Source organism: Blautia sp. HCP3S3_H10_2 (assembly GCF_052122375.1).
GTDB lineage: Bacteria > Bacillota > Clostridia > Lachnospirales > Lachnospiraceae > Blautia_A.
Map to the genome: position 1 here is coordinate 62,875 of NZ_JBQKCL010000014.1, position 12,841 is coordinate 75,715.

At 44.3% G+C, this 12,841-nt stretch carries 7 protein-coding genes; all 7 read right to left on the reverse strand.

The annotated features are described in order from the left end of the window. Positions 1-3 precede the first annotated feature (3 nt). Positions 4-2,655 (reverse strand): valine--tRNA ligase, encoded by a 2,652-nt coding sequence (locus tag ACTQWB_RS14595; protein ID WP_441502174.1) that lies wholly within the window; start codon positions 2,653-2,655, stop codon positions 4-6. A gap of 530 nt (positions 2,656-3,185) precedes the next feature. After that, positions 3,186-7,172, reverse strand: a complete 3,987-nt coding sequence (locus tag ACTQWB_RS14600) for an FtsX-like permease family protein (RefSeq protein ID WP_441502175.1) — start codon at positions 7,170-7,172, stop codon at positions 3,186-3,188. A 7-nt stretch (positions 7,173-7,179) separates the two neighbouring features. Then, positions 7,180-7,896, reverse strand: a complete 717-nt coding sequence (locus ACTQWB_RS14605) for an ABC transporter ATP-binding protein (protein WP_441502176.1) — start codon at positions 7,894-7,896, stop codon at positions 7,180-7,182. A 248-nt stretch (positions 7,897-8,144) separates the two neighbouring features. Then, complete coding sequence (locus tag ACTQWB_RS14610; protein WP_441502177.1) at positions 8,145-9,110, reverse strand: hypothetical protein; 966 nt, start codon at positions 9,108-9,110, stop codon at positions 8,145-8,147. Positions 9,111-9,252: 142 nt separating this feature from the next. Next, entirely contained in the window at positions 9,253-11,022 is a 1,770-nt protein-coding gene (locus ACTQWB_RS14615; RefSeq protein WP_441502178.1) for a CotH kinase family protein, read from the reverse strand. A 103-nt stretch (positions 11,023-11,125) separates the two neighbouring features. Continuing rightward, positions 11,126-11,797 carry a DUF4956 domain-containing protein gene (locus ACTQWB_RS14620; RefSeq protein ID WP_441502179.1) on the reverse strand — a complete coding sequence of 224 codons (672 nt, stop codon included), beginning with the start codon at positions 11,795-11,797 and terminating at the stop codon, positions 11,126-11,128. Positions 11,798-11,889: 92 nt separating this feature from the next. Beyond that, positions 11,890-12,582 (reverse strand): polyphosphate polymerase domain-containing protein, encoded by a 693-nt coding sequence (locus ACTQWB_RS14625; RefSeq protein WP_441502180.1) that lies wholly within the window; start codon positions 12,580-12,582, stop codon positions 11,890-11,892. Positions 12,583-12,841 lie beyond the last annotated feature (259 nt).

Here is a 12,841-nt window from a genome sequence, read left to right on the forward strand (position 1 = left end):
CTTTTATTTCTTAAGCTGCTCAAGCTGTGTGCCAACTTTTTCTTTCATCTCTTTGTACTTCGCAAGCTTCTCCTTCTCTGCCTCAACCTTTGCGGCCGGAGCCTTGTTCACAAAGTTCGGATTGTTCAGCATACCCTCACAGCGGGCAATTTCCTTGGTCAGTCTTTCCTGCTCCTTAGTCAGTCTTTCAAGCTCTTTTTCCTTGTCAACAAGGTCTTCAAGAGGCATGTAAACCACTGCATTAGAAACAACAACGGAAACTGCATCCTCGCCGATTCCTGTCTTATCCTGCTGTACATGGATTTCTTTTGCAAATGCAAGATTTACAAAGGATTTCTTACTGTTCTCATACATCTGACAGATATCAGCATCTTTTCCGACAATGATCAGATGGGTTTTGCGGTTCTGTGGAACATTCATGCTGGTTCTGGTATTACGGATGCCGCGTACCACTTCCTGGAAGCTTCCGATTGCAAGCTCTGCTTCAGGGGAGTTCCACTCTTCTTTATAAACCGGCCAGTCAGAGATCATAATGGACTCTTCTTCCGGAAGAAGTGTGCAGTAAATTTCTTCTGTGATAAATGGCATAAACGGATGAAGAAGCTTCAGGCCCTGGGTCAGAGCTGTGCGAAGTGTCCAAAGAGCCTCATTGGCAGCCTTTGGATCTTCCTCTGCTTTCCACAGACGTACCTTGGCAATCTCAATGTACCAGTCACAAAGTTCATCCCAAAGGAAATCATAGATTTTCTGGACTGCAATACCCAGCTCATATTTTTCCATATTGTCTGTTACTTCTTTAATCACGTTATTCAGTCTGGAAAGGATCCATTTGTCCTCAGCACAAAGAGATGCGATCTCAGGCTCTGTCACAGTCTTGCCTTCCAGATTCATAAGAACGAAACGGGAAGCATTCCAGATCTTGTTCGCAAAGTTACGGCTGGATTCTACACGCTCCCAGTAGAAACGCATATCATTTCCAGGTGCATTTCCAGTCATCAGGGTCAGACGAAGCGCGTCTGCACCATATTTATCAATTACTTCAAGTGGATCAATACCATTTCCAAGAGATTTACTCATCTTGCGGCCCTGGGAATCTCTTACAAGACCATGGATCAGTACATGATGGAACGGTGTCTCGCCAGTCTGCTCAAGAGCAGAGAATACCATACGGATAACCCAGAAGAAAATTATATCATATCCGGTTACCAGCACATCTGTAGGATAGAAATATTCCAGCTCCGGTGTCTTATCCGGCCATCCAAGTGTGGAGAACGGCCAAAGTGCTGAACTGAACCAGGTATCCAGGGTATCCTCATCCTGGTGAAGATGGGTACATCCGCATTTCGGGCATTTTTCAGGCATTTCCCTTGCAACAACTGTCTCGCCGCACTCGTCACAGTAATAAGCCGGGATTCTATGTCCCCACCACAGCTGACGGGAGATACACCAGTCACGGATATTCTCCAGCCAGTGAAGATAGGTCTTGTCAAAACGCTCCGGAACGAATTTCAGATCTCCGTCCTCAAGAGTCTTGATGGCAGCCTTTGCCATCTCATCCATTTTTACAAACCACTGCGGCTTGATCATTGGCTCTACTGTAGCATGGCAGCGGTCATGTGTTCCAACACTGTGATTGTGAGGAACTACTTTTACCAGAAGTCCAAGCTTGTCGAGATCCTCTACCATGGCTTTTCTTGCCTCATAACGGTCCATACCTGCGTATTTCCCGCCAAGCTCATTGATGGTAGCATCATCATTCATAATGTTGATTTCCGGAAGGTTGTGTCTCTTTCCAACCTCGAAGTCGTTAGGGTCATGAGCCGGTGTAATCTTCACACAGCCAGTACCAAATTCCTTGTCAACATACTCATCTGCGATTACCGGAATCTCTCTGTCGGTAAGTGGAAGCTTCAGCATTTTGCCAACAATGTCTTTGTATCGCTCATCATCCGGGTTTACTGCAACAGCAGTATCGCCAAGAAGTGTCTCCGGACGTGTTGTGGCAATTTCCACGAATTTTCCTTCTTCTCCTACAACTGGATAGTTGATGTGCCAGAAGAAGCCATCCTGATCCTCATGCTCAACCTCTGCATCAGAAATGGAAGTCTGGCATACCGGACACCAGTTGATGATACGGGACCCCTTGTAGATGTAGCCTTTTTCATATAATTTGATGAAAACCTCCTGTACAGCCTTAGAGCAGCCCTCATCCATTGTGAAACGTTCTCTCTCCCAGTCAGCAGAAGCTCCAAGCTTCTTCAGCTGGTTAATGATCTTTCCGCCGTACTCTTCTTTCCACTCCCAGGCATATTCCAGGAATTTCTCACGGCCGATTTCAGCCTTATCAATGCCCTCTTTTTTCAGCTTCTCCGTAACCTTAACCTCTGTAGCGATAGCTGCATGGTCGGTTCCCGGCTGCCACAGTGCTTCGTATCCCTGCATTCTCTTGAAACGGATCAGAATATCCTGCATGGTCTCATCAAGTGCATGTCCCATATGCAGCTGACCGGTTACGTTTGGCGGCGGCATAACAATGGTAAATGGTTTCTTATCCGGGTTTACTTTTGCATGAAAATATCCGTTGTCCATCCATTTCTGGTAAAGACGTTCCTCGATTCCCTTAGGATCGTAGGTCTTTGCAAGTTCTTTGCTCATGATTTTCCTCCTAAAAAACAAGCCCCTCACACAAATATGTGTGAAGGGCGAAATTAACGCGGTACCACCTTCATTATGTGTACAAATGGTACACATATCTCTTTTCCTGTAACGCTGGAATTGCGTGAAAACCTACTGCAGGATATCCGTAAACTGCCAGAACCACAACTTATAAACGCTGTTAAAATCCGGCTGTTCTGCTGCTATCTGCCTGTTCAGTTCCCCGGCTCCGAAGCTACCTTCAGCGAATGCAAATCACGAAATGTCTTCCACCACAAGCCAGAACCCTCCGCTGCGTACTCAGCCCCGCTTCAGCTATGGTCTGAATCTCACTCAGGGATTCCACTACGGACATTTCTCTCTGGGAGAACATGCGCTTACTCCTCTTCTTCAATGCCTTTCTCTGCGGCTAAAGTATGTTTGAACAGGAATAATTTCTCAAACAGACTCTAAGCTGCTTCTTTTATGGGTATAACTATAATTGCAATTTTCCAGCTTGTCAAGCAGAATTAAAAATTTCACAACTACACTTATTCCACACTCTTCAAAGACTCCACCATATCAATGGTCTTCAGCTTAAAATGCATCACTAAGTTTACCACAACAGAGAACACACAGGTCAGTATTCCGCTGTAAAGAAAGCTTAACGGCTTGATATTCCTTCCAAACATAACCGCATCCACCTCCACAGTGGTGATCACATACCTGTGCAGAAGAATTCCAAACACCGCTCCAAATGCGATTCCAAGCACTGTCAGGATCACATTTTCCCGGAGCACATACTGGGAAACCTCACCATCGTAAAAGCCCAGGACTTTCAGGGTAGCAAGCTCCCTCTGACGCTCTGTGATATTAATATTATTCAAATTGTACAGGACCACAAAAGCAAGCATTCCTGCTGAAACGATCAGCACCAGGATTACCACATCCAGGGTACTTAACATACGGTCGATCTGCCCGGAAAGGCTGCTTGTATAACTGATACTAAGTGCTCCCGGATATGTAAGGATATCCGTTCCAACGCTTTCCAGATCTCCCTTATATTCCTCTTTCATGGTAAAGACAATGTCCTCATAATCCGGCTTTTCCCCAAATGTCTGCTCATACACAGCCGGCGTCATATAAAGATAATGGCTCATATAATTCTCGGTAATCACAGCTACTTTTACGGAATATTCCTTGTCTGCTTTTTCCAGGGTAATAAAATCCCCCACCTTAAGGCCAAGCAGACTGGCTGTTTTCTCCGAAATTGCAGACCCGTCATCACTAAGCTGATACTTCTCCTTTGTAACACGGTTCTGAAGAGTAACATCCTTGGCAAATTCCTCCAGGCTTTCCGGCACAAACAGATAAATACTGATATTGGAACCGCCCTTTGGGGCACTGATCTTCATCAGCTGTATCTGTTCGCTGTGCGCGATCTTGTCATTGTTTTTCACAAAATCCAGAAGCTCTTTTTTCGCTTCCTCTGTGGCATCTCCGTCTTCAATGATCATTCCTTCATAATGCTGAAGGTCCCGATACTGAATCGTCGCAATATCACTGACGGAGTCCTGGATTCCAAAGCCAACCAGCATAAGTCCCATACTTCCTGCAATTCCAAATACGGTCATTACAAGCCGTTTCTTATAGCGGAACAGATTCCGGATGGTTGATTTCCAGGAAAAGCTTAAATGCTTCCATATAATCGTGATCCGCTCAAGCAGCACACGCTTGCCTTCTTTTGGGGCAGGGGGCCGCATAAGTGATGCCGGAGTCTCCTGAAGCTCTTTTCCGCAGGCAAAAAGCGTGGCACCAACGGTACAGACAATGGATGCACCGGATGCGATCAGGGCAAAGCTTAGCTGGTAATCAATGGAAAGGCTGCCTGAAGCATTATGATACATAATCCCATAAGCGGTTATAATAATATATGGAATGATTTTCTCCCCGATAAGCATTCCAAGAATACTTCCAAGAACTGTTGCAAAAAATGCATAGCAGATGTATTTGCCTGCAATGGATTTCTTCTTATAACCAAGTGCTTTCAGGGTACCGATCTGAGTCCTCTGCTCCTCTACCATACGGGTCATTGTAGTAAGACTGATAAGGGCAGCTACCAGGAAAAAGATCACAGGAAAAATCTGCCCGATGTTCCGGAGACGGTCTGCATTGTCGCCGTAATCTGTATATTCCGGAAGATCCTCCCTGTCTGTGACCATCCATTCTGGAACTTCCAGATCATCCAGTTCCTTCTCTGCATCTTTCAGCTTCTGTTCATTTTCATGGATTTCATCTTCCGCTTCTTTCCTGGAATCTTCGTATTTCTTTTTGCCATCTGTCAGATCCTTCTCACCTTTTTTCAGATCTTCTGCAGCATCTGCAAGCTTTTTCTCATTATCCGCGATTTCCTGCTCTCCGTCTTTCAGCTTCTGTTCATTTTCATAGATTTCCTGCTCTCCGGAAACAAGTTTCGCCTCATTATCTGCAATCTGCCGGGCCCCGGACTGGTATTGGGCCAGACCGGAAGCATACTGCTGCTCACTTTCCCGTAGTTTTGACTCATTGGCGTCCAGCTGAGCCTGCCCCTTGGCAAGAGACTTGGCGTTGGAATTGATTTCTTTCTGTGCCTTGTTTAGTTTCTTCTTTGCAGCATCCAGTTTCTTCTGCCCGGCTGCAAGCTCCTGCTCTCCCTTTTCAATTTCTGCTTTGGCGGCTGCAAGAGAATTCTCCTGTTTCGCAATCTCATCCCATCCTGCATCTATCTGTGCCTGTCCCTCTGCAATCTGGCTTATGGCCGCATTTAACTCATCTTCCTTTCCCAAAAGCTGGGACAATCCACCTTCCACAGCTGCAAGGCTGGTCTCCAGCTCACTTCTGCTGTCGGCCAGCTGCTGTCTCTGTTCTTCGAGCTGGGCCTCATTTTCCTGGATCTGCTGGTCAAGAACGCTCTCCTGCCCCTCCAGCTCCTGGATCTGTCCGGAGAGACTTTCCAATTCTTCCTGGGAGGCTTCCGGGTTTTCAAGTGCTTCATTATACTGTCCACGAAGCCCTTCCAGCTGGATCTGAAGCTGGCTAAGCTGGCTTTTGGCACTTTCCAGGCTATTCATCCCCGCCTGCAGCTGTGCCTCTCCTGCTTCCACCTGGGAAAGTCCCTCTGTAATCTGCTGTTTCTGCTGGTTCAGCTGGTCTCTGGTACTGTTAAGTTGCTGCTGCCCGGCTGTAATTTCTGCTTTTGATTCATCAAGCTGGCTCTGCTTCTCCTCCAGTGTTTTTTTTGCGGCTGCAAGCTGCTCCTCACCTGCTGTTACCTGGGCTTTTGCAGATGTGAGCTTTTCTTTATTCTCATCTAATGTTTTCTGACTGGCATTGATTTCGGCAAGCCCACTGTCCACCTCGTCCTGTGCCTTTGCCAATTGCTGCTGCCCATTTTCCAGTTCTGACTTTGCAGCATTTACCTGGCTCCAGCCATCATCCAGCTGGCTTCTGGCGCTGTCAAGCTCCTCTTTGCTGGAAGACAGCTGATTCTTCGCATCAGCAAGCTGGGTTTTTCCATCGGCTAACTGGGTTTTTGCATCTTCCAGCTGGTTTTTTCCATCTGTAAGCTCTTTTTTGGCATCAGTGAGCTTGGTTCTGCCGTCTTCATACTCCTTTTGGCCATCCTTCAGGTCTTTTTCTCCCTGGTCAAGCTCCTCCTTCGCATCAGCAAGCTTATCCTCGGCTTCCTTTTTTCCATCCTCCAGCTTCTTCTTTGCATCATCGATTTCTTCCTGGGCATCTGCTTTTACAGCAGCAAGACGAATCTGACAGCGTTCATCTGCTATGCCCTCCACCCGGTCCTTAATCTTCGCGATCAGATTTTCATAACCATCTGTATAACTGGTAAGCTCTTTCGCACCGTGAACCGTCACATAAATCTGTGTGTAAATCTCCTGGTCAAAATCTTCCGGAAGTACATAGCCAAAGCCATTGACTTCACCAGTACCAAGGGTGGTATTTCCTCTGTTAAACGAAATATAAAGGGGACTTCTTCCAGTTCCTACCACTGTATATTCATAATTCATCAGAAGGGAGGAATCTTCTCCCTCACGCAATGTCACCTTATCCCCGATCTGATACTCATTCGCAGAAGCAAATGTCCCATCCAGAAAGATCTCCCCACTTTTTTGCGGAAGGCGCCCTTCCTGGACATCCAGCTTGTTCACAGTATCATTCAAGGACTCAATATGGAGAACCTTCTGCTTCTGCCCCTCTCCACACATGACATCGGTAGACCATGCTCCCTCAGCGGACTCTATTCCATCAATCCCTTCTATAGAAGAAACATCCTCTTCCGTCAGTCCCAGGGTTCCCACAATCTTGATATCCATCAGATTGCTTTCATCATAATAGGCATCTCCGGAGTAACGCATGTCAGGTGAGGAGGCCTGAATGCCGGAAAAGAAAGCCACTCCAAGAGCTACGATCAGAAGGATGGATATAAATCTGGATTTGCTTCTCCTGATCTCCATCCAGAATTCTTTTCTTAGTGCTTTCATCTCTCACCTACCATTCAATTTTTTCTACCGGAGTCGGATGGTCGTTTAAGGTCATCTGTGCCACCTTGCCATTTTTGATCCGGATCACCCGGTCTGCCATAGGCGTCAAAGCAGAGTTATGGGTGATCACCACCACTGTCATCCCCTTCTGGCGGCACATATCCTGCAAAAGCTTCAGTATCGCCTTACCAGTCTGATAATCAAGGGCTCCCGTAGGCTCATCACAAAGAAGCATCTTAGGATTCTTGGCAAGTGCTCTGGCAATCGAAACCCTTTGCTGTTCTCCGCCGGATAGCTGTGCAGGAAAGTTTCCCAGTCTGTCCTTTAGTCCCACTTCTTCCAGAACCGTCTTCGGGTTCATTGGATTCTTACAGATCTGTCCTGCAAGCTCTACATTCTCCAATGCGGTCAGGTTCGGAACCAGATTATAAAACTGGAAAACAAATCCAATATCATCCCTGCGGTAGCTGGTAAGCTGGCGGTTATTATATTTCGCTATATTTCTCCCGTCCACCCAGATCTGTCCGCTTGTTGCAGTATCCATTCCCCCAAGAATATTCAACACGGTAGTCTTTCCCGCACCACTTGGGCCTACGATCACTGCAAATTCGCCCTTGGATATATTAAAACTGATTTCATCTACTGCGACTATTTTCACCTCTTTTGTTCCATAAATCTTGGACACTTTTTCAAGATGGATATAATTCTCTGTAGTATCCTGCAAATTATCACTCTCCTGTCTCTCTTTTCAACGATTATATTTAGTATAGCATTGTGATATTTTTTGTTCAATCGGGGAAAATATGAAATTTTTATAAAGGAAATGTGCAAAAATAACTGAAATTCAAGCTACACCAAATATGTAGAAGAATGCGCCTTTCCACAAAAACAGCCCAGGTTTGGAAGCGCATTTCAAATAAGCTTCTAAGCCCAGGCTGCATTTTATTTCTTTTTAACTTTATCCATTATCTTTTAATACAGATACCTGTTATCCACATATCCATACTTCATAAGACCTGGTGAATATACATACCAGTATTTCGATCCACTTGCGTCGATCACCATTACCGTATCACCATTATATAACTCCCCGATCTCATTGGATTCGTCATAACTCATGGCAGAGCGGAGAGCCAGATAACCTGTGGATACATGTACGTTCATTGTCTCATAAGAAGTTGCTCCTACCAGATAATCTTTATTCACAAATCCATTCTGATCATATTTCGGTGAATATACATACCAGTACTGGGGATCACTTGTCTCAAGAAGCTGTACCACATCTCCGGTATAGAGCTCCCCGATCTCATTGGAAGAATCGTATGCCTTCATATTACGCAAAGCCAGATATCCCTTGGATACACGTACTGATCTGGTCTCACCATAATAACTGGTGTCTCCATCCATGCTCTCATTCTGGTAAAGGTATTCCTGGTTCACATATCCATAACAGTTCAGCTTCGGCGAATATACATACCAGTATTTCCCATTACTGCTGTCAGAAACCCACACGGTATCTCCTGAATAAAGCTCTCCGATCTCGTTACATTCCTCCTCAATCGCAACACTCCGAAGTGCCAGATACCCGGAAGGCACGCTTACCGTCCACATACTGTTATAGGAAGAAACTGTGGATGTAACAGAATCCAGGTAATCGTTATTCACATAACCGTAGGCATCATACTTCGGTGAATACACATACCAGTATCCGGTAGCGCCTGTATAGTCCATAACCTCAACCAGATCTCCGGTATAAAGCTCTCCCAGCTCATTACTGCTGTCAAAAGCCGTATCTGTCCGGAGAGCCAGATAACCGGTAGCCACATTCACACGATACGTATTACAGGAAGCCTCTGCCTCCTGTACATTTCCCTGAACCGAAAAAGCTAACGCTGCTGCCGCCAGAATGGATAAACAAATCTTCTTCATCCTTGTCATAGAAAATCCCCCTCGCAATACAATTGTCTGAAAAATCATTACATTCACGCAGTTATATATGAAAATTATAACGGATTCACCATGGCTTTTCAACTCCGTTTTTCTGTATTATACACCGTCAGGGTCAGTTTTTTGTAAAGCTTCATTTTTCTCCTTTCCCTCCACCGGAAAAGGTTCCCATTATACTCAGATCAATATCAGAACCATCAATCAGGCTGGAAGAGTCCTTCTGTTGACCCTCATCTGTAGATGGAATCGTTCCGTCCAACTGGCCGCTTACACTTTCTGCCCGAAGATTTACCACCTCACAAAGAAGCTTTGCAGCCTTATCATACTCTTCATAGCTGTAAAATGCAGTGGGATCATCTTCTACCAGCTCATTGATCTGACTCCGAATCCTTTCGTATGTTTTCTCAAATTCCCCTCCATTTACATATTTTTCCATAAGCTCATCAAGATATTCATGGTATCGGGACAGGTATTCTTCGTTCTCCAATAATGCATCAAAAAAATCTGTAATGGAAAAAGGAGTATCAATCGCATCATTAATCACGGATGTCGCCCCTTGGGACTGTTTTCCCATGCCACCGCCCATAGACATTTCTCCAAAGGAAAGATTATAATCCCATGGCAGAATATTCAGTTTTCCATTATATTCATACAGATAATAATTATGGGCCATCGTACCAGAGAGACTGTCGTCATTTACCACAAACGTATGGACAGCCATATATTTCAGAATATTATCCACATCCATATAGGTTTCCAGCTCATTGCCTTCACTGATATTTTTCAGGGCTTCCACCACACGCTTATGGTCTTTCTTGCCGGAATCATTTACCTCTCCATCCCAGATTGTGGAATAACTGTCAAGGCTGTCATCTGAATAATTCAGGTCCGCACCACCATTATCCCCCATCGCTCTCCTACCATTGCCCTGAAAATCCCCGGTATCCGGGGCTTCCCCGTTTTGCGGAAACTGGTTTGCGTCTGGCCTTTCTCCATTTGCCGGGAACTGCCCTCCATCTGGCATTTTCCCATTTGCTGGGAACTGCTCTCCATCTGGCATTCCTCCATCCGGCAGAGTTTGCCCTTCCTTATTATCTTTTTCCTGATTCTCCCCAGACTCCGGATTTATTGCATTCTTACCTACTGTATCCTCTGAATTCTCTGCAATCTCTGTATTCTCGAAATCCGGCATTTGTAGCTGTCCCTTTGCATTTTCATCTAATGAATGAGCAGCTTCCATTTTCTCTGCTTCCGCGCCATCCCCAACGCCCATGCTTTCCGGTTTATACAGGTTTCCATCCTCTGTACCATAATTGCGGAGCATAAAACTGTCCTCCACTGCCTCCAGTGCCAGATATACGCCCCAGTACTCCCCATTTACACAAATCTTCGCATAATTATATAAAGAAGCGTCCACCCCTAAGTACTGGTACATATCATAAACAACCGCTTCTTTCATATTCGTAGCATCTGCATAATTATTATTAAGGATCAGTTTATCCAATCCATAACAGGTCTGTCCTTCTATATAATGGTCAAATTCCAGTTTAAAACTGTAACGGTCTGTATCCGGATCATTGACAATGCTGGAAAGACTGGTATTTCCTTTTGGCCGGATTCCTACAGAATAAAAAGTCTTGCCATTTACTACTACATCACAGGAATAATATTCCTCGGAAATAGCATTTTCCAGCATCTCACTCCATTCTTTCTCATTCATGAGAACATCAATATCCATGATCTGTTCCGTATCAAACAGCTTTTCCTCATATTCCATTGTCACCGCACTGTTTCCATAAACTGCCTGCAGCTGTCTGGAAAATCCAGTTGCCACCAGGCATACAAGTACTGCCACAGCCATGATTACAGAAGCGATTCTTGTCATATATTTATTTGTGATCATGTAGTATTCCTCCTTATATCCTGTAAATAATCATTCCTGCAATCTACACGCCCCATTTTTTTGCTCCCGTAATTAGCGCATATTTTCGAAATATTACAACTGTTTATGACATATATTCTCCATTATAGCTTACCAAAGTAGCATTCTCTACACCCACGATCTCATTCAGGCGATTTACAAATGCAGTCTCTCCATCCTTCATACGGATCTCCGCTGTAAATTCAATTCCCTGAATGTTTACTGTTTTGGATTTCACCGCATATTTTTTTACAGCATCCTTTACAAGAGCAATAGCAGCCTGTTCTGCTGTTTCATCCTGACAATTCAAAATCAGCAGATAAGGATTTTCGTGAACTTTTTTATTTGCAAAAAGAATCAGGATTACTCCAATGATCGCGGAACCGATCACAGCCAGCGGCAGCATGCCGGCGCCGATCACGATTCCGGCTGCCACTGCCCAGAACAAATACACGATTTCCATAGGCTCTTTGATTGCTGCACGAAAGCGAACAATAGAAAGAGCACCAACCATACCAAGAGACAGTACCACATTGGATGTTACTGCCAGAATGACAAGCGTCGTCACCATTGTCATCCCCACAAGGGTCATTGCAAAACCTGTGGAATACATCACGCTGTTAAAAGTTTTCTTATATACTACAAAGATAAACATTCCTATGACCAAAGCTGCCGCCATTGCGATCAGCGTATCTGTCACTGAAAATTCTGTTATACTTTCCAGAAAACTGGATTTAAAAATATCATTAAATGTCATAATTGTTATTCTCCCTTATCATCTTATACATTATCTTATACATTATCTTTTCTATTCCTTATCTCTCTATCAGGCTGTGCCCGGACTTTTGCCTAGCCATATATCCTACAGGCAGCATATTTAGAAAACGACTCCTGTCTGATTCCCTCGGACTGTATGATATCCTGTATCACTCCTGGCAGAAAAGCATCGTATTTAACTTCCATGATCATTTCACTCAGACTATTTCCGGTTTCCACATCATATACTTTTTCTTCCAGAAATTTTCCATGATACATCGTTGTCCGTACATTCCAGTCAAAAGTGATCCGCACATTCCCCGCCTTATAAATATAGGGCTCTCTTATATAGGAAACCAGTACACGCGGTTTCAGCTGCTGGAACTTCATTTTTCCATAAAATTCCTTCACAAGAGGTTCCTCATGCCCTCTCATCCATTCCAGCTCCCCCAAAAGAAGTTTTCTGCACTCTTCTTCTGTTATACCGGCACTTACTTTCATGCAAAGATTGTTATTTTTTATTTTCTTTTCCAGCTTAATTTTCTTGAAATTATCATTATAATAACGGATTCTGAATTTTTCTCTTCTGGCAACTCCATAAACCTTCTCACGAAGTGCTTTGTCCTGGATATTGTCAAAATAAATACTCCGTATCTGGTAGGTTCCATCGTCTCCCGTATGTGAATCAGCTCTCATAACCTGCCCTATTCTGCTGCGTAGCTGCAGATACTGCCAGTAATGTATTCTATATTTCAATTCGTGGCGATAGTGTTCCTTGGCATTCATCTGATTGAGCCTCCCTTCCTGTAATATTTTTTCGTCAGTATGGAATTATAGACGCCGAACCTGAAATGAACCTGAAAAACACTGTGACCATTCTGCGAAATCTCACACGCAAAAAGTTTTCCGGAACTTTTTACATTAGAACGTGTTTGAAAAGGCTTTCTGCAAGATTTGCTTTATATAGAAAAAGGACGTATACAATAATGATTCATAAATCACTATTGTGATACGTCCTTAACTTTTTTATTAAAAATATTAAATC